18 protein-coding genes and 1 riboswitch are annotated in these 20547 nt (G+C 71.7%); of the genes, 10 read left to right on the top strand and 8 right to left on the bottom strand.

Features of this window, described 5'->3' with window-relative positions; genetic code table 11:
* Window positions 1-19 precede the first annotated feature (19 nt).
* The 4 genes from OG553_RS10215 (at window position 20) to def (ending at window position 4643) form a co-directional block, all read left to right on the top strand.
* Complete coding sequence (locus OG553_RS10215) at window positions 20-1531, top strand: HD-GYP domain-containing protein (protein ID WP_405978672.1); 1512 nt, start codon at window positions 20-22, stop codon at window positions 1529-1531.
* Window positions 1528-2826: an HD-GYP domain-containing protein gene (locus OG553_RS10210; protein ID WP_405978671.1), complete on the top strand. Its 1299-nt coding sequence runs from the start codon at window positions 1528-1530 to the stop codon at window positions 2824-2826. The genes OG553_RS10215 and OG553_RS10210 overlap by 4 nt, the downstream gene beginning before the upstream one ends.
* 127 nt (window positions 2827-2953) lie before the next feature.
* Window positions 2954-3949 carry a tetratricopeptide repeat protein gene (locus OG553_RS10205; protein WP_405978670.1) on the top strand — a complete coding sequence of 332 codons (996 nt, stop codon included), beginning with the start codon at window positions 2954-2956 and terminating at the stop codon, window positions 3947-3949.
* A 58-nt stretch (window positions 3950-4007) separates the two neighbouring features.
* Window positions 4008-4643: a peptide deformylase gene (def, locus tag OG553_RS10200; protein WP_405978669.1), complete on the top strand. Its 636-nt coding sequence runs from the start codon at window positions 4008-4010 to the stop codon at window positions 4641-4643.
* A 219-nt stretch (window positions 4644-4862) separates the two neighbouring features.
* Here def and OG553_RS10195 read toward each other — a convergent pair whose 3' ends face one another.
* Window positions 4863-5831 carry a helix-turn-helix domain-containing protein gene (locus OG553_RS10195; protein ID WP_405978668.1) on the bottom strand — a complete coding sequence of 323 codons (969 nt, stop codon included), beginning with the start codon at window positions 5829-5831 and terminating at the stop codon, window positions 4863-4865.
* Window positions 5832-5912: 81 nt separating this feature from the next.
* On the opposite strand from OG553_RS10195, the gene OG553_RS10190 reads away from it, so the two are divergent.
* Window positions 5913-6122, top strand: a complete 210-nt coding sequence (locus OG553_RS10190; protein ID WP_405978667.1) for a hypothetical protein — start codon at window positions 5913-5915, stop codon at window positions 6120-6122.
* On the opposite strand, the gene OG553_RS10185 is transcribed toward OG553_RS10190, so the two are convergent.
* From OG553_RS10185 to OG553_RS10175, 3 genes are all read right to left on the bottom strand, one after another.
* Window positions 6119-7135: a ribonucleotide-diphosphate reductase subunit beta gene (locus OG553_RS10185; protein WP_358899304.1), complete on the bottom strand. Its 1017-nt coding sequence runs from the start codon at window positions 7133-7135 to the stop codon at window positions 6119-6121. The two genes, OG553_RS10190 and OG553_RS10185, sit on opposite strands and share 4 nt — an antisense overlap.
* Window positions 7135-9531 (bottom strand): ribonucleoside-diphosphate reductase subunit alpha, encoded by a 2397-nt coding sequence (locus OG553_RS10180; RefSeq protein WP_405978666.1) that lies wholly within the window; start codon window positions 9529-9531, stop codon window positions 7135-7137. The genes OG553_RS10185 and OG553_RS10180 overlap by 1 nt, the downstream gene beginning before the upstream one ends.
* Before the next feature lie 144 nt (window positions 9532-9675).
* Window positions 9676-9810, bottom strand: a riboswitch (cobalamin riboswitch).
* A gap of 19 nt (window positions 9811-9829) precedes the next feature.
* Window positions 9830-10324 carry a GNAT family N-acetyltransferase gene (locus tag OG553_RS10175; RefSeq protein ID WP_405978665.1) on the bottom strand — a complete coding sequence of 165 codons (495 nt, stop codon included), beginning with the start codon at window positions 10322-10324 and terminating at the stop codon, window positions 9830-9832.
* 91 nt (window positions 10325-10415) lie between these two features.
* Between OG553_RS10175 and OG553_RS10170 the strand changes: the two genes are divergently transcribed.
* Window positions 10416-11000, top strand: coding sequence for a Uma2 family endonuclease (locus OG553_RS10170; RefSeq protein ID WP_405978664.1), 585 nt, complete (start codon window positions 10416-10418; stop codon window positions 10998-11000).
* Window positions 11001-11054: 54 nt separating this feature from the next.
* Here the strand turns inward: OG553_RS10170 and OG553_RS10165 are convergent, their stop codons facing one another.
* The 3 genes from OG553_RS10165 to OG553_RS10155 all read right to left on the bottom strand — a co-directional run bounded on the left by OG553_RS10165 (window position 11055) and on the right by OG553_RS10155 (window position 14386).
* Window positions 11055-11255 carry a CstA-like transporter-associated (seleno)protein gene (locus OG553_RS10165; RefSeq protein WP_405978663.1) on the bottom strand — a complete coding sequence of 67 codons (201 nt, stop codon included), beginning with the start codon at window positions 11253-11255 and terminating at the stop codon, window positions 11055-11057.
* On the bottom strand, window positions 11252-13492 hold the full coding sequence (locus OG553_RS10160) for a carbon starvation CstA family protein (RefSeq protein ID WP_405978662.1): 2241 nt from the start codon (window positions 13490-13492) through the stop codon (window positions 11252-11254). The genes OG553_RS10165 and OG553_RS10160 overlap by 4 nt, the downstream gene beginning before the upstream one ends.
* Window positions 13493-13621: 129 nt before the next feature.
* On the bottom strand, window positions 13622-14386 hold the full coding sequence (locus tag OG553_RS10155) for a GntR family transcriptional regulator (RefSeq protein WP_007266450.1): 765 nt from the start codon (window positions 14384-14386) through the stop codon (window positions 13622-13624).
* Window positions 14387-14683: 297 nt separating this feature from the next.
* Between OG553_RS10155 and OG553_RS10150 the strand changes: the two genes are divergently transcribed.
* From OG553_RS10150 to OG553_RS10135, 4 genes are all read left to right on the top strand, one after another.
* A complete protein-coding gene (locus OG553_RS10150) occupies window positions 14684-15970 on the top strand; it encodes an extracellular solute-binding protein (RefSeq protein WP_405978661.1) in 1287 nt (428 codons plus the stop codon).
* A gap of 130 nt (window positions 15971-16100) precedes the next feature.
* Window positions 16101-17123 (top strand): carbohydrate ABC transporter permease, encoded by a 1023-nt coding sequence (locus OG553_RS10145; protein WP_405978660.1) that lies wholly within the window; start codon window positions 16101-16103, stop codon window positions 17121-17123.
* Window positions 17124-17158: 35 nt separating this feature from the next.
* Window positions 17159-17995 carry a carbohydrate ABC transporter permease gene (locus tag OG553_RS10140; protein WP_405983008.1) on the top strand — a complete coding sequence of 279 codons (837 nt, stop codon included), beginning with the start codon at window positions 17159-17161 and terminating at the stop codon, window positions 17993-17995.
* A 6-nt stretch (window positions 17996-18001) separates the two neighbouring features.
* Window positions 18002-19486, top strand: coding sequence for a glycoside hydrolase family 3 protein (locus OG553_RS10135; protein ID WP_405978659.1), 1485 nt, complete (start codon window positions 18002-18004; stop codon window positions 19484-19486).
* A 57-nt stretch (window positions 19487-19543) separates the two neighbouring features.
* Here OG553_RS10135 and nagB read toward each other — a convergent pair whose 3' ends face one another.
* On the bottom strand, window positions 19544-20329 hold the full coding sequence (nagB, locus tag OG553_RS10130) for a glucosamine-6-phosphate deaminase (protein ID WP_405983007.1): 786 nt from the start codon (window positions 20327-20329) through the stop codon (window positions 19544-19546).
* Window positions 20330-20547: the final 218 nt, after the last annotated feature.

Here is a 20547-nt window from a genome sequence, read left to right as displayed (position 1 = left end):
CCTGGGGGAGGAGAGCGCCATGCGGGTACTTCCGCCGATGGCGCGCGCCTGCGTCCTGGCCGCCGTCCTCGCCGCCTCGGCCTGCGCCGCCCCGGCCCTCCTCCCAGGCTCCGCGACGCCCTGGCCCGCCGTGGCCCTGCTGGCCCTCCTCTACCTCGGCTGCGAGTCGGCGCGGCACCTGCCCGTCCTCGGCCGCCGGGTCCCAGAGGGCATCGGTTCCTTCTTCCCGGTGGTCATGGCCGCCGTATTCCTGCTGCCGCCCCCGGCCGCCGCGCTCGTGGCGGTCCCCGGAGGGCTCGCGCAGGGCGTCGTGCGGCGGCCCGCCGGGGTCCGCCGGATCTGGCACGCCGCCCAGCAGGCGTGCGCCGCCTGGGCGGCCGGGCGGGCCTACGCGCTCCTCGGCGGCCGGGAGACCCTCACCGGCGGGGGCGCCGAACCCGCCGGCCGGGTGGCCGACTTCCCGTACGCGATGCTCCCCGCGGCCGTCGCGGCCGTCGTCTTCTGCCTGGTCCTCACCGCCCTCGACGCGGCCGTCCTCGCCGCCGCCGAGGGCCGGCCCGCCGCCACCGCCTGGCGCGGACTCGCCGGCCGGTCCCTGGTCCCGCACTGCGTGCACGGGCTCGCCGGCCTGATGATGGCCGTCATGTGGCGCGGCCCGTACGGGGCTCCGGCCGCGCTGCTCGTCCTGCTGCCGATGTACATCTCCTGCTGGGTCTTCGCCCAGTACCACCGCGAACGCGCCGCGCACCGGGCCACCATCCGCGCCCTGGTGCAGGCCGTCGACATCAAGGACCGCTACACGCGCGGGCACAGCGAACGGGTCGGCCAGGCCTCCACCATGATCGCCCGCGAGCTGGGCATGGGGGACGACCGCCTCGAAGTGGTCCGGATCGCCGGGATCCTGCACGACGTCGGCAAGCTCGGCGTGCCGACCCGGCTGCTGCGCAAGGACGGGCCGCTCACCCCGGAGGAGCGCCGCACCATCGAACTGCACCCCGAGTACGGGCACGAGATGGTGCGGGGCATCGGTTTCCTCGGCGAGGCCCGGTCCGCGATCCTGCACCACCACGAGCGGGTCGACGGCTCCGGCTACCCGTACGGGCTCAGCGGCGAGCAGATCCCGGTCCTGGCCCGCGTGGTGGCGGTGGCCGACTCCTTCGACGCCATGACCTCCACCCGCTCCTACAGCCGCGCCCGGCCGGTGGCGACCGCCCTCGCGGAGCTGGAGCGCTGCGCCGGGGCGCAGTTCGACCCGGCGATGGTGCGGGCCCTGGTCGCCGCCATCGGCCGGCACGGCTGGCACCCCGTGGTCACCTCGGACGAGGACCTCCAGGTCATCCCCGCAGCCCCGGGCCCGCCGCGCCGGGAGACCGCGGACGGCGCCCCGGGCGGGACCTCCGGCGGAAGCCCCGCCGGGGCCTCTGGCGGGACCCCGGCAGGGGCCTCCGGTGCGGCCGGCGAGGGCGTCGGGGACGGGGCCGCCGGGCCGCGGGCCGGCGATCCCGCCGGGCGGGCCGGCGGCGGCCGGTGAGGGCCCTCGCCGGCTGGGCCGTACGCGCCGCCGCGGCCGTGCTCACCGCCGCCGGGCTGGGCCACACCCTGTGGACCGGAGTCGTCGAACCCGGCACCGCCCTGGCCTTCGGCACCCTCGTCGCCCTCGGCGAACTCGCCCGCCGCGACCACCGACCGACCCGCACCGGCGACGGCACCGGCGACGCCGCCGGACCCGCCGGCCCCGGCCGGCCCGCACCCCTCGGCTCCGCCGGGGCCCTCGCGTACGCCCTGCTCGGCCACGACGCCGGGCACCCCACCCACCACGGGGTGCTCCAGACCGTCGCCGTCGTCGTCGCGGCCGCCCTCGCCGGCACCGTCCCGCACATCGCCCGGGGCCACGGACCGGCCCTGGACCACGTGGCCCGCCGGGTCCTCACCGTGGCCTTCGCCGCCGCCTGCTTCCAGCCCCTGCACAACTCGGGCAGGCTCGGCGACCGGCTCGGGCAGGGCCCGTACCTCGTCCTGTTCCTGCTGCTCCTGCTGGGCCTCACCGCCCTGTGCGACGCCGTCCTCGCCGCCGTCACGGCCGGGGCCCGCACCGGCTGGCCGTACGGGCCCCTGCTCCGCGACGAGCTGCGCGCCCTGCCCGGCGCCGGCTCGGCGATCTGCGCCACCGGCGTCGTGATGGCCCTCGGGGTGGCCGTGGCGGGCCTGTGGGCCCTGCCGGTGTTCTGCGTGCCGCTGCTGCTGACCCAGCTGTCCTTCCACCGGATCACCGCCGTCCGCACCACCTACCGCCAGACCATCACCTCCCTCGCCCGGGCCACCGAGATCGCCGGCTACACCGCCCCCGGGCACGCCCGCCGGGTCGCCGCCCTCAGCCGCGCCGTCGGCCGCGAGCTGGGCCTGTCGGAGCGGGAGCTCACGGTCCTGGAGTACGCCGCGCTGATGCACGACATCGGCCAGCTCTCGCTCGTCGACCCCGTCCCCGCCGGGGCCACCGCCGGACTGCCCGCCGCCGAGGCGCGCCGGATCGCCGAGCTGGGCGGCGAGGTGGCCCGCCAGACCGGGGTGCCGGCGGAGGTCGCGGTGATCGTGGAACGCCAGGCGGATCCGTACCGTGAGCAGCCCGTCGCCGCCCGCATCGTGCGCGCGGTCAACGCGTACGACGACCTGGCGGTCGGCGGCCGTCACCCGGGCGGCTCACTGGCCGCCCTCGAACAGTTGCGCCTGGGCACCGGCCGCGACTACCAGCCGGAGGTCGTGGAGTCCTTGGCGAGGGTTCTGGCCAGGGGCGGACGCGGCAGAGTCGTACCCGTTCCGCCGGGGTAACCCATGGGTAATGAGCGGCCGTCCGAGCGGGCATGGTTGGATGCAGTAGGAGTGTCCGTGAGGGTGTGCGCAAGGCTGCACCTGTCCCCCAGCCACCGCTGGGGGTGCCCCCAAGCAGGCGGGAATCGTGAGGATCTTCGGGAAGGTACGGCATCGGCCCTCCGCCTCGTGGCGGCAGGCCACCGACCGCGCGTTCACGCTGATCGGCGACGGTCGGTACGAGGACGCGGGCGCGCTGCTGACCAGGGCTGCCGATCTTGAGCCCTGGCTGTCCGAGTCCTGGTTCAACCTGGCACTTCTCCACAAGTTCCGGCACGACTGGGAACAGGCCAGGTCCGCCGGACTGCGCGCCGTGGCCCTGCTCGACCGCGAGACCGGCGCCCCGGACTGGTGGAACGTCGGCATCGCCGCGACCGCGCTCCAGGACTGGCCGCTGGCCCGCCGGGCCTGGCAGGCGTACGGGCTGAAGGTGCCCGGCGACCCGCACAGCACGGCCGGTACCGGTGAGCCGGTGGGCATGGAGCTGGGCAGCGCCGCCGTACGGCTGTCGCCCGAGGGCGAGGCCGAGGTCGTGTGGGGCCGCAGGCTCGATCCAGCCCGGATGGAAGTCCTGTCCATCCCGCTGCCCTCCTCCGGACGGCGCTGGGGCGAGGTCGTCCTGCACGACGGAGTGCCGCACGGCGAGCGGATCACCGCGGCCGGCCCCTCGTACCCGGTCTTCGACGAGATCGAGCTGTGGGCCCCCTCGCCGGTGCCGACCTGGGTGGTGCTGCTGGAGGCGGCCACCGAGGCCGACCGCGACGCCCTGGAACAGCTGGCCTCGGACGCCGGCTTCGCCGCGGAGGACTGGTCCTCCTCGGTGCGCCTGCTGTGCCGGACCTGTTCGGAGAGCGCGATGCCCAGCGGCGAGGGCAACGGCGACCACCTCGACCCGCACGACCACAGCGAACCGGGCCACCCCGGCCCGCTGGGCCACCGGACGGCCGGATCCGGCTCCCTGTGGGTGCCCGAGCGAGAGTGCGGCATCGCCGCGCCGGCCGGCCTGGTGCGCGGGCTGCTCGACGGCTGGGTCGCCGACAGCCCCGACAGCCGTGAGTGGCGGGATCTGGAGGAAGTCTGCTGACCCTGGGCCGTAGGCTGTACGGGCACACCACGGACTTGAGGGAAGGCGTACGGCGGACATGGCGCAGCAGGAGAACCAGGTGACCCCGATCGACGACGAGGGCTACGTCGTGGACACCGAGGACTGTGAGGCGCGCGAGCTGGCCTACCGCGAGCGCGGTACCTCCCGCCCGATCACGGTCGTCGGCAACCCGGTGCTGCACAGCGAGTGCAAGGACGTCACCGAGTTCGGCGACGAGCTGGCCAAGCTGATCGACGACATGTTCGCCAGCCAGAAGACCGCCGAGGGCGTGGGCCTGGCCGCCAACCAGATCGGCGTGGACGCCAAGGTCTTCGTCTACGACTGCCCGGACGACGACGGCGTCCGCCACACCGGCGTCGTGGTCAACCCCAGGCTCGTCGAGCTGCCCGCCGCGGCCCGCGTGCTGGACGACTCGAACGAGGGCTGCCTGTCGGTCCCGACCGCGTACGCCTCGCTGGCCCGCCCGGACTACGCCGAGGTCACCGGCCAGGACGCCCAGGGCAACCCGATCAAGGTCCGCGGTACCGGCTACTTCGCCCGCTGCCTCCAGCACGAGACCGACCACCTGTACGGCTACCTGTACATCGACCGCCTCTCGAAGCGCGACCGCAAGGACGCGCTGCGCCAGATGGCGGAGAACACCCCGCGCTACGAGATCGTCCCGAACGACTGATCCCGGGCTCGCCCCGCACGCGTACGAAGGCCCCGCTCCGAACCGGAGCGGGGCCTTCGCATGTGGGGGGAGTGGCCGGCGCGCGCGGTGCGGGCGCGGACGGCTCACTCGGATGACATCACCGCCGCCGGACCCCGGCCAGACCCCCGTTCCCCGAATGTCAAGTCACGGTCGATAACCGGCCGTTGGGCCCCGGCCCCGGCCCCGGTCAGGTCGTGCTCAGGCCACCGCGCGGGGTCCCCGGAAGGCGCGGCGGAAGGCGTTCGGGGTGGTGCCGATGGTGCGCAGGAAGTGGTGGCGCAGGGCGGCCGCGGTGCCGAAGCCGCTGCGGCCGGCGATGGCGTCCACCGTGTCGTCGGTGGCCTCCAGCAACTCCTGCGCCAGCAGCACCCGCTGGCGCAGCACCCACTGGTACGGGGTGGTGCCCGTCTCCTGGAGGAAGCGGCGGGCGAAGGTCCGCGGCGACATGTGGGCCCGCTCCGCCAGCCGCTCGACGGTGATCTCCTCGTCCAGGTGCCGGGACATCCACCCGAGCACCTCGCCGACCGTGTCGCAGGAGGTGCGGGGGAGCGGCCGCTGGATGAACTGGGCCTGGCCGCCGTCGCGGTGGGGCGGTACCACCATCCGCCGGGCGATGGTGTTGGCCACCTCGGCGCCGTGCTCCTGGCGGACCACGTGCAGGCAGGCGTCGATGCCGGAGGCGGTGCCGGCGGAGGTGATCACCGGCCCCTCGTCCACGTAGAGCACGTCCGGGTCGACCCGGGCCGCCGGGTAGCGGCGGGCCAGCGCCGCGGAGTGCATCCAGTGCGTGGTGCAGCGCCGCCCGTCCAGCAGCCCGGCCGCGCCGAGCACGAAGGCGCCGCTGCACACGCTGAGCACCCGCGCCCCCCGGTCCACGGCCCGGCGCAGGGCGTCGAGGAACGGCTCGGGGTAGTCCCGCACCGGCGCCTGCCGGTCGGCGGGCAGGCAGATCAGGTCGGCCTCCTCCAGCCGCTCCAGCCCGTGCGCCGGCGCGATGGTGAAGCCGACGTCCGCCATGGCCAGCGGCCCGTCCTCGGCCGCGCACACCGCGAAGTCGTACACGGGGAGTCCCTGCTCGCTCCGGTCGATCCCGAAGACCTCGCAGAAGATCCCGAACTCGAAGGGCGCCACTCCGTCGACGAGGGCCACCGCCACGTTCTTCAGCATGGGGCCAGTGTGGCAGTAATTCGCCCTTCCATGACAGTCCTGCCACTGTCCGGTTCCGGCGGGCCGGGCGATCTTTGAGTCATGAACACGTTCCTCGACTACCTCACCGTCCTCGCCGTCGCCGCCCTCCTCCTCGCCCCCGCCCTCCACGGCGCCCTCCGCGACCGCCGCACGAACCGCCAGCTCGCCGCCGCGGCCCGGCCCGCCCCCGCCCGCACAGCACGACGTCCCCGCCCCCGGACGGTGCCGGGAGCGGGGACGTGCGTACAGCGGACGGCGGCCGGGGCCTAGAAGTCCTCGTCCAGGTCGACCGTGCCCTCCACGGCGACCTGGTAGGCCGACGGGCGGCGCTCGAAGAAGTTCGTCAGCTCCTGGACGCCCTGGAGCTCCATGAACGAGAACGGGTTTTGCGAGCCGTACACCGGCGGGAAGCCGAGGCGGACCAGGCGCTGGTCGGCGACGCACTCCAGGTACTCGCGCATCGAGTCGGTGTTCATGCCCGGCAGGCCGTCACCGCACAGGTCGCGGCCGAACTGGAGCTCCGCCTCGACGGCCTCCTTCAGCATGTCGGTGACCTGCTGCTGGAGCGCGTCGTCGAAGAGCTCCGGCTCCTCCTTGCGGACCGTGTCCACGACCTCGAACGCGAAGTTCATGTGCATGGTCTCGTCCCGGAAAACCCAGTTGGTGCCGGTCGCCAGGCCGTGCAGCAGGCCGCGCGAGCGGAACCAGTACACGTACGCGAAGGCGCCGTAGAAGAACAGGCCCTCGATGCACGCGGCGAAGCAGATCAGGTTCAGCAGGAAGCGGCGCCGGTCGGCGGCCGTCTCCAGGCGCTCGATCTTCTCGACCGAGTCCATCCACTTGAAGCAGAACTGCGCCTTCTCGCGGATCGACGGGATCTCCTCGACGGCGTCGAAGGCCGCCGCGCGGTCGTCCGGGTCGGGCAGGTAGGTGTCGAGCAGCGTCAGGTAGAACTGGACGTGCACGGCCTCCTCGAACAGCTGGCGCGACAGGTACAGGCGCGCCTCCGGGGAGTTGATGTGCTTGTACAGCGTCAGGACGAGGTTGTTCGAGACGATCGAGTCGCCCGTCGCGAAGAACGCGACCAGACGGCCGATCATGTGCTGCTCGGCCGGCGTCAGCTTCGCGAGGTCGGCGACGTCGGAGTGGAGGTCGACCTCCTCCACCGTCCAGGTGTTCTTGATCGCGTCCCGGTAGCGCTCGTAGAAGTCCGGGTAGCGCATCGGACGGAGCGTGAGCTCGAAGCCCGGGTCGAGGAGGTTCTTCTTCTCGGTGGAGCTCATTACTGGCAGGCCTCGCAGGACTCGGGGTTCTCAAGGGAGCAGGCCAGCGCCTCGGCGTCGAGCGCCTGGGGCAGCTGGGCCGGGGTGGTGGCGGCCGGGACGGCGGCGGCGCCGGACGCGGCGCGGGCGATCTTCGTCGCCGGGCGCGAGCGCAGGTAGTACGTGGTCTTCAGACCCTGCTTCCAGGCGTACGCGTACATCGAGCTGAGCTTGCCGATGGTGGGCGTCTCCAGGAACAGGTTCAGCGACTGGCTCTGGTCCAGGTACGGCGTACGGGCCGCCGCCATGTCGATCAGGCCGCGCTGCGGGATCTCCCACGCCGTGCGGTACAGCTCGCGGATCTCGGCCGGGATCCAGCCGAAGCCCTGGACGGAGCCGGAGGAGTCGCGCAGGGCCTCGCGGGTCTGCGCGTCCCACACGCCGAGCTGCTTGAGGTCCTCGACCAGGTAGCCGTTGACCTGGAGGAACTCGCCACTGAGGGTCTCGCGCTTGAAGAGGTTGGAGACCTGCGGCTCGATGCACTCGTAGACGCCCGCGATCGAGGCGATCGTCGCCGTCGGGGCGATGGCGAGGAGCAGGGAGTTGCGCATGCCGGTCTCCGCGACGCGGGCGCGCAGGGCGTCCCAGCGCTCGGGCCAGTGGCGCTCGGTCTCGTAGTGGTCCGGGTGCAGGACGCCCTGGGCGGTGCGGGTCTCGGCCCAGGCCGGGAGCGGGCCGGAGCGCTCGGCGAGGTCGCAGGAGGCCTCGTACGCGGCCAGCATGATCCGCTCGGCGATCTTCGTGGACAGGGCCTTGGCGGCGGCCGAGTCGAAGGGCAGGCGCAGCTTGAAGAAGACGTCCTGGAGGCCCATCGCGCCCAGGCCCACCGGACGCCACTTGGCGTTGGAGCGGCCGGCCTGCTCGGTCGGGTAGAAGTTGATGTCCACGACGCGGTCGAGGAAGGTCACGGCCGTGCGGACGGTCTCGTCCAGGCGCTCCCAGTCCATGTCGCCGTCGGCGACGAAGGCGCCGAGGTTGACCGAACCGAGGTTGCAGACGGCCGTCTCGGCGTCGTTGGTGACCTCGATGATCTCGGTGCAGAGGTTGGAGGAGTGGACGACGGTGCCGGGCAGCGCGGTCTGGTTCGCGGTCCGGTTGGAGGCGTCCTTGAAGGTCATCCAGCCCTGGCCGGTCTGCGCGAGGGTGCGCATCATGCGGCCGTACAGGTCGCGGGCCGGCATGGTCTTCTTGGCGAGGCCGGCCGCCTCCGCCTTGACGTAGGCGGCGTCGAACTCGTCGCCGTACAGGTCGACCAGCTCGGGGACGTCGGCCGGGGAGAACAGCGACCAGTCGGCGTCGGCGTTCACGCGGCGCATGAACTCGTCCGGGATCCAGTGGGCGAGGTTGAGGTTGTGCGTACGGCGCTGGTCCTCGCCGGTGTTGTCGCGGAGCTCCAGGAACTCCTCGATGTCCGCGTGCCAGGTTTCCAGGTAGACGGCGGCGGCACCCTTGCGGCGGCCGCCCTGGTTCACGGCGGCGACGGAGGCGTCGAGGGTCTTCAGGAACGGCACGATGCCGTTGGAGTGGCCGTTGGTGCCGCGGATCAGCGAACCGCGGGCGCGGATGCGGGAGTACGAGAGGCCGATGCCGCCGGCGTGCTTGGACAGGCGCGCCACCTGGTGGTAGCGGTCGTAGATCGAGTCCAGCTCGTCCAGCGGGGAGTCCAGCAGGTAGCAGGAGGACATCTGCGGGTGGCGGGTGCCGGAGTTGAAGAGCGTGGGGGAGGACGGCAGGTAGTCGAGCCGGCTCATCAAGGTGTAGAGCGAGGCGACTTCCTCGACGGCCTGGACGCTCTGGTCCTCGGCGAGGCCGCAGGCCACGCGCAGCATGAAGTACTGCGGGGTCTCGATCACCTGGCGGGTGATGGGGTGGCGCAGCAGGTAGCGGCTGTGCAGGGTGCGCAGGCCGAAGAAGCCGAAGCGGTCGTCGGCGCCCTCGGCGAGCGCGTGCTCGACCAGCGCGTCCAGGCGGGCGGCGTGGGCGGCGACGAACTCGGCGGTGCGGTCGGCGATCAGGCCCTCGCGGTGGCCGACGGCGACGGACTCGGCGAAGGAGGTCGCGCCCTGGCCGGCGGCCTCGTCGGCCACGGCCAGCGTCAGCAGGCGGGCGGCGAGCCGGGAGTAGGCGGGGTCCTCGGAGATCAGGCCCGCCGCGGCCTCGGTGGCCAGCCCGCGCAGCTCGGCCTCGTCGGCGGTGGCGCTGCGGCCGCGCAGGGCGGCGGCGGCGATCCGGCCGGGGTCGGTGTCGGGGAGGTCGGCGGTCAGCTCGGTGAGAGTACGCAGCAGCGCGGCCCCCGGGCCTTCGGTGGTGTCGCCAGAAACGGACTCGGCGCGCGGTGCGGAAGGCGCGATGGTCACGGCGGGAGCTCTCCCTCGCTCGGCCCGGTCTTCGGCGGATCGGGGCGGGGGGAGGCGCATGCGGGCGCGACGGGATCGCGTACTCACCACATGGCGTCCACCGGCCCAACCGCGAGGCCCGGACGTGTCGGCACCCGGTTCGGTCGATCCGGGCGCACTGTCGGCAGGTCCTCGGACTTTTCATACCGTTGCGGGACAGTTCCGGATTCGCACCGGATTCCCCTGCGGCGACAGCGAGGATGAGCATACATGTGGGGGGCCGCCCGTGCGCGACCCACCACATGTTGTGTCGGCGCGGCTACAGCTCCAGACGGTAGGTCAGCAGTTTCAGCGCCGGGACGGGTGACCAGTCGAGCTCGGGAGTGCGTACGAAGCCCAGTCGCCCGTAGATCCGCTGGGCGCCCAGCATGGCCGGCTGGGTCGACAGCACCAGGGCCGTGACGCCCAGGGCGCGGGCCCGTTCGGCACAGGCGCGTACGAGGGCCTCCCCGACGCCCTTGCCGCGCGCCTCGGGGGCCACCGCGAGCATCCGGAACTCGGCCTCGCGCGGCCCGGCCACGTCCGCGAGCCGGCTGCCGGGTGCGGCGAACGTCACGCCGCCGAGCACCCGGCCGTCCTCCACGGCGACGAGCACCTCCCCGTCGTCGGCCCGCCCGGCGACGTCGCGCAGGACGTTCAGGTAGGTGTCGTCCTCGTTCAGGTCCAGCAGCCCATCCCCGGTGTAGGCGGCTCCGGTGATCTCCCCGAGCCGCCCGTACTCGTCTTCCCTCGCCGTTCTGATCTCGAAGTCCATGCCGCCGAGTGTGCCGGACGGGTGTCGGTGGTCGGCGCTATCGTCGGAGACGGCACCGTCGAGGAAGGCGGTCGAGGAAGGCGAGCGAGGCATGACCCTCATGACTGACCGTCCCCACATGACGACCGAGGACTTCGAAGCCGTGGCGCGCATAGCGGCCCGCGAGCGGGTGGGGACACGGCTGGAATTCATCGACGGGGTCATCAGGAGCAAGGCCATGCCGGACGCGGACCACGGGCGGATCGTCCAGTGGCTCACCCGGATCTGCCTGCAGTACCGGCCGGAGCTCTGGATGCATCCGGGGCAGGGGATCAAGGTGGAACCGTACCGACAGGGCCGCGCCATTCCGGATGGAGTCCTGGCACACGAGGACGCGTTCGTCGGCCAGGGCGACTGGGCCGAACCCGAGCCGGTCCTCATGGCTGTCGAGGTGACCTCGTGGGACGCCGACACCCGTCGGCGGGATCACGTCGAGACGCCCCGCGCCTATGCGGAGACGGGAATCCCCGTGTACCTGCTGATCGACCGGGCCAAGTGTGAGGTCTCCGTCTACAGCCAGCCCGTCGGCCGCGAGTACAAGAGCATCCACATCGTGCCGTACGGCACGGAGATCGCCCTCCCCGAGCCCGTCGGCATCACTCTCCAGACCGATGTCCTCAAGGACTGGGTGCGCTGACTCGGAGCACGTGAAGGGCCCCGCCGGAAGCGCCGGCGGGGCCCTCCTGGCCGTTCAGCAGCAGCGGAAGCCCTCGCGCGGGTCCGCCTCGCGGGCGTCGGTGCGGGCCCGCTCGAAGGCGCGCCGGGTCAGGACCTCGGCGTCCGGGTCGTGCGAGCGCGCGTGCGCCACGTAGCGGTCGTACGCGGCCTCGCCGGAGAACTCCCTTACGTAGAACCGGGCCTTCGCCAGCGCCCCGCGCACCCCGCCGCTCACGCGACCGGTTCCTTGGCCTTGCCCCCGCTCCCGTCGAGGCCGGCGGCCGCGAGCTCGGCCTTCTCCTCGGCGGTGGCGATGAGCCCGGCCGGGGCGATGATCTTCGACTCGGTCCACGGCACCTCGGAGAGGCTGACCGCCCCGGGGTTGCGGACGGCCTTCAGGCAGACCCGGGCCGCGTCCACCAGTACGACGATGATCAGGAGCGCGAACAGTGCCGACAGGACCCCGTCGACCGTGGCGTTGGTGACCACGGTGTGCATGTCGTCCATGTTCTTGGCGGGCGGCAGCACCTTCCCGGCGTCGATGCCGGTCTGGTACTTGTCGCGCTGGGCGAAGAAGCCGACCTTCACGTCGTCGGAGAAGATCTTCTGGTAGCTCGCGGTGAGGGTGACGGCCACGTCCCACGCCAGCGGAACGCCCGTGACCCAGGCCCACTTGAGCCGCCCGGACTTGACCAGCAGCGTGGTGCAGACGGCCAGCGCGACCGCCGCGAGCAGCTGGTTCGCGATGCCGAACAGCGGGAAGAGCTGGTTGATGCCGCCCAGCGGGTCCTTGACGCCGACCCACAGGAAGTAGCCCCAGCCGCCGACGACGATGGCGCTGGCGAGCCACACGCCGGGCTTCCAGCTGACGTCCTTGAAGGACTTGTGCACGTTGCCGAGGGTGTCCTGGAGCATGAACCGGCCGACGCGGGTGCCGGCGTCGACGGTGGTCAGGATGAACAGGGCCTCGAACATGATGGCGAAGTGGTACCAGAAGGCCTTCATCCCGGCGCCGCCGATGACCGAGGAGAAGATCTCCGACATCCCGAGTGCGAAGGTCGGCGCGCCGCCCGTACGGGACAGCAGGCTGGCCTCCTCGACGTCCTTCGCGGCCTGCGCGAGGGCCTCGGGGCTGATGGCGAAGCCGAAGTCGGTGACGGCCTTCGAGGCGGTCTGGACGGTGGCGCCGATGACGCCGCCGGGGGAGTTCACCGCGAAGAAGAGGCCGGGCTCGATGATGCTCGCCGCTATCACCGCCATGACGGCGACGAACGACTCGGTGAGCATGGCGCCGTAGCCGATGACCCGGACCTGGGTCTCCTTCTGGATCATCTTCGGGGTGGTGCCCGAGGCGACCAGCGAGTGGAAGCCGGACAGGGCGCCGCAGGCGATGGTGATGAAGACGAAGGGGAACATCGAACCGGCGAAGACGGGGCCGTCGCCGCGCGTGGCGAAGTCGGTGACCGAGGGCATCTTCAGCGTCGGCATCGCGATGACCACGCCGGCCGCCATCAGGGCGATGGTGCCGACCTTCATGAAGGTGGACAGGTAGTCGCGGGGCGCGAGCAGCAGCCACACCGGCAGCACCGATGCGATGAAGCCGTACACGACCATCCAGATGACCAGCGTCTCCTTCTCCAGGGTGAAGGTGGCCGCCCAGGAGGAGTCGGCGACCCAGCCGCCGGCGACGATGGCGAGGAGCAGCAGCGCGACGCCGATGACGGAGACCTCGGTGACCCGGCCCGGCCGCAGGACGCGCAGGTAGACGCCCATGAAGAGGGCGATCGGGATGGTCATGCCGATGGAGAAGACACCCCAGGGGGAGTGCGCCAGGGCGTTGACGATGACCAGTGCGAGCACCGCCAGCAGGATGACCATGATGACGAACACGGCGACGAGGGCGGCGGCGCCGCCGACGGGGCCGATCTCGTCCCGGGCCATCTGGCCGAGCGAGCGGCCGTCGCGCCGGGTGGAGAAGAACAGGGTCACCATGTCCTGGACGGCGCCGGCGAAGATGACGCCCGCGACGATCCAGATGGTGCCCGGCAGGTAGCCCATCTGCGCGGCGAGCACCGGGCCGACCAGGGGGCCGGCGCCGGCGACGGCGGCGAAGTGGTGGCCGAAGAGCACGCGCCGGTCGGTGGGGTGGAAGTCGACACCGTTGTCGAGGCGTTCGGCGGGGGTGGCCCGCGTCTTGTCGAGCCGCAGGACGCGGGTGGCGATGAACCGGGAGTAGAAGCGGTAGCCGATGGCGTACGAGCCCAGCGCGGCGGCGAGCAGCCAGGCGGCCGAGATCTCCTCACCCCGGGACAGTGCCAGTACGCCCCAGCCGATGGCCCCGACGAGGGCCACGCCCACCCAGACGGCGATGGACTGCGGGGAGGTCCGTCCGAGGGGAGGGGGCGAGCCGGGGCCCGCCGGTCCTCCCGCTGTCGGAGCCCCGTCCGTACCTGTTGCTTCCGGTTCCGGCATGATCCTCGTCCCCTCGTTGATCATCTGCTTAAGCGCAGGGAATCTACGGGGGGTTACCGCTGGATGTAAGCCCCCGTCCGCATAGCGGTACGAGCGTCCACCCAGGTCGGAGGGGGAGTCAACCGGTGATCAGGTAGCAGGTCGCTGGAGGCGGGCAACGAACTTGTAACGGTCGCCGCGATATACCGAACGCACCCATTCGACCGGTTCCCCGTCGGCGTCCAGGGAGTGCCGGGAGAGCATCAGCATCGGCAGACCCACGTCGGTGCCGAGCAGTCCGGCCTCGCGCGGGGTGGCGAGGGAGGTCTCGATGGTCTCCTCGGCCTCCGCGAGCCGGACGTCGTACACCTCGGCGAGGGCGGTGTAGAGCGAGGTGTACTTGACGAGGGAGCGGCGCAGCGCGGGGAAGCGCTTGGCCGACAGGTGGGTGGTCTCGATGGCCATCGGTTCGCCGCTGGCCAGGCGCAGCCGCTCGATGCGCAGGACCCGTCCGCCCGTGGCGATCTTCAATAGGCCCGCGAGGGTGTCGTCGGCGGTGACGTACCCGATGTCCAGGAGCTGGGACGTGGGCTCAAGGCCCTGGGCCCGCATGTCCTCGGTGTAGGAGGACAGTTGCAGCGGCTGCGAGACCTTGGGCTTGGCGACGAAGGTGCCCTTGCCCTGGATGCGCTCCAGCCGGCCCTCGACGACGAGCTCCTGGAGGGCCTGCCGGACGGTGGTCCGGGAGGTGTCGAATTCGGCCGCGAGAGTACGCTCGGGCGGCACGGGGGTGCCGGGGGGGAGCGTTTCGGTCATGTCGAGCAAGTGCCGCTTGAGTCGGTAGTACTTGGGCACGCGTGCCGTGCGAGTGGCCGGCCCGCCTTCCGGCTCCGTGGTCGCCCCTTCGGTGGCCATCGCCGCCCGCCTTCCCGACTCCAGTTTCGCTGCCGTCACCGGCTCCTCCGATATGTGCGGTCACATGGTGACACGGGCGGGAGGGCAGGCCTCCTCCCCTCCCCCAGGTGTCGGTCCGATAACGGACCGAGCACCCGCTCATTAGACCCTTGACACCCCTAAAGGTCTAGGCCAAGCTCCCGGTACTGGTCTAAACCAATGTGGATCAGATCCCGGCCCCACGGCAGTACTTGGTACGTACGTCACCGCGGCGGGCGAGGGAAGGTGCAAAGCAGCAGCATCCCTGAGGAGGGTGGCGTGAAGCGCAAGCTCATTGCGGCGGTCGGTGTCGTGGGCATGATGGTCGGTGTCGCGGCGTGCGGCAACGGCGGCGACGACAAGCCGAAGTCCGACGCGTCGGGTGGCGCCAAGGAGATCACCGTCTGGGTGATGGACGGTTCCGCGCCGAAGGCCTGGATCGAGCAGGTCAACAAGGAGTTCTCGGCCAAGCACCCCGGTGTCACGGTCAAGGTCGAGGAGCAGAAGTGGACGGGCATCCAGGAGAAGGTCACCACGGCCCTCTCCGAGAACACCCCGCCGGACGTCATCGAGCTCGGCAACACCCAGACCGCCGGTTACGCGGTCACCGGCGGCCTCGCCGACCTGACCAAGGACAAGGCCAAGCTCGGCGCCGACGCCTGGCAGAAGAGCATGCTCGCCTCCGCCGAGGTCGAGGGCAAGCTCTACTCCGCCCCGTGGTACGCCGCCAACCGCGTCGTCGTCTACGACAAGAAGGCCTACGAGAAGGCCGGCGTCACCCCGCCGAAGACCCGCGACGAGTGGATCGCCGGTCTGGAGAAGCTGAAGGCGTCCGACCCCTCCGCCCAGCCGATCTACCTGCCCGGCCAGAGCTGGTACATCCTCGCCGGCTTCATCTGGGACGAGGGCGGCGACCTCGCCGTCAAGGACGGCGGCAAGTGGAAGGGCCAGCTGGCCACCCCGCAGGCCGCCTCCGCCATGGACTTCTACAAGAAGCTCCAGTCCTTCTCCACCGCGCCGAAGGACAAGGACGAGGCCACCCCGCAGCAGTCCACCGACATCATCCCCAAGGGCGGCGTCTCCTCCTGGATCGGTCTCGGCTGGGAGGCCGGCGGTGCGGAGAAGGCCATCAAGGACGCGGGCAAGGAGGCCGACTTCGGCTACTTCCCGATCCCGGGCAAGACGGCCGACAAGTCCGGCACCGTCTTCCTCGGCGGCTCCAACCTCGCCGTGGCCGAGCGCTCCAAGAACAAGGAGCTCGCCAAGGAGTGGCTGGCCCTCGCCACCGGCAAGGACCAGATGACCAAGTACGCCGCCGAGGTCAAGGGCGCGCTGCTGCCGAACCAGACCGGCGCGAACTTCGCCCCGGCCGCCGGCTCCTTCGCCGAGGCCATGGCCAAGGCCGGCGCCAACGGCAAGATCACCCCGGTGACCGCGGGCTGGGCGAACGTCGAGACCGAGCCGAACCCCATCAAGGAGTTCATGACCAAGGTCCTGAAGGGTGAGGACGCCGCCAAGGCGGGCGCGGAAGCGGACAAGGAAATCGCGAACCGCATCAACAAGTAACAGCCCCACCCGGCAGTACCCGCACAGCCCAGCAGTGTGAACGCACCGGGGGGTGCGGCGGGCGGCCAGCCGCCCGCCGCGCCCCCGGTCGCGCATTTGACTCCACAGTCAACCGCGAGGAAGCCAAGCCATGACCGTGCACTCCCAGGGAGCGACGACCAGCGCTCCACAGGACGCACCACACAAGTCCGCCGGACGGCCGCCCGAGGCGCCCACAGCCGCCACCGGCCCCAGTGATACGTCTCCTCGCGGGGGCAGAAGGTCGCTCCCCTCGGGGTGGCTGCCCTACCTGCTGGTCCTGCCGGCCGTGGCCAGCCTCGCGCTCCTGCTGCTGTACCCGCTGATCAAGAACGTGATCCTGTCCTTCCAGGACATCAACAAGATCGAGTTCATCCAGCGGAAGTACCCCTTCGCGGGGATCGACAACTACACCCAGCTGCTCGGCGACTCGAACTTCTGGACCGTCGTCGTCCGCAGCTTCGCCTTCACCCTCGCCAACGTCGTGCTGATCATGGTGATCGGCAGCCTCATCGGCATCCTGCTCAACCGCCTCGGCAAGTGGATGCGCCTGGTCCTCTCGATGGCCCTGGTGATGGCCTGGGCCATGCCGATCGTCGCCTCCGTCCAGGTCTTCTACTGGCTGTTCGACGAGCAGTTCGGCGTCATCAACTGGGTGATGCGCACCCTCGGCTTCTCCGGCTACGAGCAGCACAACTGGTTCGAGACCGGCTTCTCCACCCTGACGATCATCACGCTCCTGGTCGTCTGGGGCTCCATCCCCTTCGTCGCCCTCAACATGTACGCCGGCCTCACCACGGTCGGCGCCGAGCTGTACGAGGCCGCGCGCATGGACGGGGCCAACGGGTGGCAGACCTTCTGGAAGGTCGTCTTCCCCAACCTCCGGCCCTTCTTCATGGTCACCACGTTCCTCGAGGTGATCTGGGTCTTCAAGGCCTTCACCCAGGTCTACGCGATGAACAAGGGCGGCCCGGACCGCGGCTCCGAGATCCTCCCGGTCTTCGCCTACGTCGAGGGCCAGAGCCAGGCCCACTACGGCCTCGCCGCCGCGATCTCCGTCCTGACGATCGTGATCCTGCTGGTCGTCATGTCCTTCTACTTCCGCCTGATCCTGAAGCAGGAGGAGGAGCAGTGAGCACCACCACCGCCCCGAACGAGCCCGCACAGCAGCTGCGCACCCGCAAGCCGCTGCGCCCCGCGACCGTCGCCAAGAACCTGGGCGCGGTGCTCCTGGCCCTGGTCTTCGTCTTCCCGGTCTACTGGATGTTCTCCTCGGCCCTCAAGCCGAACAGCGAGATCCTCACCAAGGACCCGGTCTTCGTCTTCACCCCGACGATGGACAACTTCACCAAGGCCACCGGCGTCGAGAACTTCTGGACGTACGTCACCAACAGCCTGGTCGTCACCGTCGGCGCCGTCCTGCTGGCCCTGCTCGTCGCGCTCGCCGCGAGCTTCGCGATCGCCCGCATGAAGTTCAAGGGCCGCAAGGGCCTCGTCCTCGGCGTGATGATGGCCCAGATGGCCCCCTGGGAGGTCATGGTCATCGCGATGTACATGATCATGCGCGACGCCGAGATGCTGAACAGCCTCGCCGTGCTGACCGCGATCTACTTCGCGATGGTCCTCCCCTTCACCATCTGGACCCTGCGCGGCTTCATCGCCGCGGTCCCGGTGACCCTGGAGGAGGCCGCCCAGATCGACGGCTGCACCCGCGGCCAGGCCTTCCGCAAGGTGATCTTCCCGCTGCTGGCCCCCGGCCTGATGTCCACCTCGCTCTTCGGCTTCATCACCGCCTGGAACGAGTTCGCGATGGTCCTGATCCTCAACAAGGACAAGACCGCCCAGACCCTGCCCCTGTGGCTGACCCAGTTCAAGACCGCCTTCGGCAACGACTGGGGCGCCACCATGGCCGCGTCCTCGATCTTCGCGATCCCAGTCCTGGTGATCTTCATCTTCCTCCAGCGCAAGGCCGTCGGCGGCATGACCTCCGGCGCCGTGAAGGGATAACGGACCATGACGATCCTTGCGCACCGCGTCGACAGCCTCACCCGCGACGCCCTCGCGGTCCTCCAGCCCGGCTTCGAGGGCACCACCGCCCCCGCCTGGCTGCTGCGCCAGGTCGGCGAGGGGCTCACCGCCGTCGGCCTGTTCGGTCGCAACATCGCCTCGCCCGAGCAGCTCGCCGCGCTCACCGGGCAGCTGCGGGAGGTCCGGGAGGACGTACTCGTCGCCATCGACGAGGAGGGCGGCGACGTCACCCGCCTGGAGGTCCGGGGCGGCTCGTCCTTCCCCGGCAACCTCGCCCTCGGCTCCGTCGACGACACCGCCCTGACCCGCGAGGTCGCCCGCGAGCTGGGCCGCCGCCTCGCCGAGTGCGGGGTCAACCTCAACTGGGCCCCGTCGGCGGACGTCAACTCCAACCCCGACAACCCGGTCATCGGCGTCCGCTCCTTCGGCGCCGACACCGCGCTCGCCGCCCGGCACACCGCCGCGTACGTCGAGGGCCTCCAGGCCGCCGGCGTCGCCGCCTGCACCAAGCACTTCCCGGGCCACGGCGACACCAACGTCGACTCGCACCACGCGCTGCCCCGCATCGACGTCGACCTGGACACCCTCCAGGCCCGCGAGCTGGTCCCGTTCAAGGCCGCCATCGAGGCCGGCACCAAGGCCGTGATGAGCGCCCACATCCTGGTGCCCGCCCTCGACCCGACCCGCCCCGCCACCCTCAGCCCGCAGGTCCTCACCGGCCTGCTGCGCAAGGAGCTGGGCTACGAGGGCCTCATCGTCACCGACGGCATGGAGATGAACGCCATCGCCGGGACGTACGGCATCGAACGCGGCTCGGTGCTCGCCATCGCGGCCGGCGCCGACGCCATCTGCGTCGGCGGGGGCCTCGCCGACGAGGCGACCGTGCTGGGCCTGCGCGACGCGCTGGTCGCCGCCGTACGCGAGGGCGTGCTCCCGGAGGAGCGGCTCGCCGACGCCGCCGCCCGGGTCCGCGCCCTCGCCGACTGGACCCTCCGGTCCCGCCCGGACGCGCCGCGGGAGGGGAGCGGCGCGTCCGGCATCGGCCTCACGGCGGCCCGCCGCGCGGTCGTCGTCTCGGGCACGGCGGCTCCGGTCTCCGACCCGTACGTCGCCACGCTCGCCCCCGTCGCGAACATCGCGGTGGGCGACGAGACCCCGTGGGGGGTCGCCGCCGAGCTCGCCGAGCTGCTCCCGGGCACCGGCTCGGGCGTCTACGCCGAGGGATCGGCCGCCGCCGACGTGCTCGCGGCCGCGGGGGAGCGCACCGTCGTGGCGGTGGTCCGGGACGCGCACCGGCACCCGTGGATGACGGACGTCCTGGACGCCCTGGTCGCGGCCAGGCCGGACACCGTGGTCGTGGAGATGGGCCTGCCGCGCGCCGAGCCGCGCGGGGCGCTGTACGTCGCCACGCACGGCGCCGCCCGCGTCTGCGGGCGGGCCGCGGCCGAGGTCATCGCCGGCCGGGCCTGAGACACGAGAAGGCCGGGCCCCCGTGGAGGGGGGCCCGGCCTTCTCGTGTTCCCGGGGTTACAGACCCTGCCAGGCCGGCTTGGCGGCGTAGGTCTGGCGGAAGTAGTCGGCCAGCTTCAGCTTGGAGGCGGCGGCCTCGTCCACGACGACGGTCGCGTGCCGGTGCAGCTGCAGCGCCGAGGCCGGGACCAGCGCGGACAGCGGGCCCTCGACGGTCTGGGCGACGGCCTCGGCCTTGCCCTCGCCGGTGGCCAGCAGGACCAGGTGGCGGGCGTCGAGGATGGTGCCGATGCCCTGGGTGATGACGTGGTGCGGCACCTGGTCCATGTCGTGGTCGAAGAAGCGCGCGTTGTCCACGCGGGTCTGCTCCGTCAGCGTCTTGATGCGGGTGCGGGAGGCCAGCGAGGAGCAGGGCTCGTTGAAGCCGATGTGCCCGTCGGTGCCGATGCCCAGCAGCTGGAGGTCCACCCCGCCGGCGGCGGCGAGGGCCGCGTCGTACGCCTCGCAGGCCGCCTGGACGTCCTCGGCGGAGCCGTCGGGGCCCATGAAGGAGGCCTCGGTCAGGCCGAGGGGCTCGACGACCTCGCGGAGCACCACGGCGCGGTAGGACTCCGGGTGCCCGGCCGGCAGGCCGACGTACTCGTCGAGCTGGCAGATCCGGGCGGCGGAGGCGTCGACCTCGCCGGCCTTGACCTTGGCCGCGAGGGCTTCGTAGATGGGCAGCGGGGTAGAGCCGGTCGCCACACCGAGCAGGGCGTCGGGCTTGCGGCGGACCAGGGCGGCCATGGCCTCCGCGATGAGCTCGCCGCCTGCCTTGGCGTCCGGGACGATGACAACTTCCACGCTGGGCCTGCCGATCTGAGTGGTGTGCGGGGTTGTGGTATAGACCAATCTAGCAGAGTGGGCTCGCCCGCGGCGGGCCTCCGGCACATCCATCGTCCCGCCGTTCCCGGCCCCCCGCCCGGCTTGCGGGTGCCGCTGCGCGGGCTGCTCCCCGCCCCGCCCTTCGCCCGTTCCCCCGGGGGCTCCGCCCCCGGACCCCCGCGCCTCAAACGCCGGCG

It is taken from the genome of Streptomyces sp. NBC_00158 (genome assembly GCF_045160885.1).
Lineage (GTDB): Bacteria > Actinomycetota > Actinomycetes > Streptomycetales > Streptomycetaceae > Streptomyces.
Note: the sequence above shows the minus strand (reverse complement) of the source record. Positions and strands in the feature narration are given on the sequence as shown.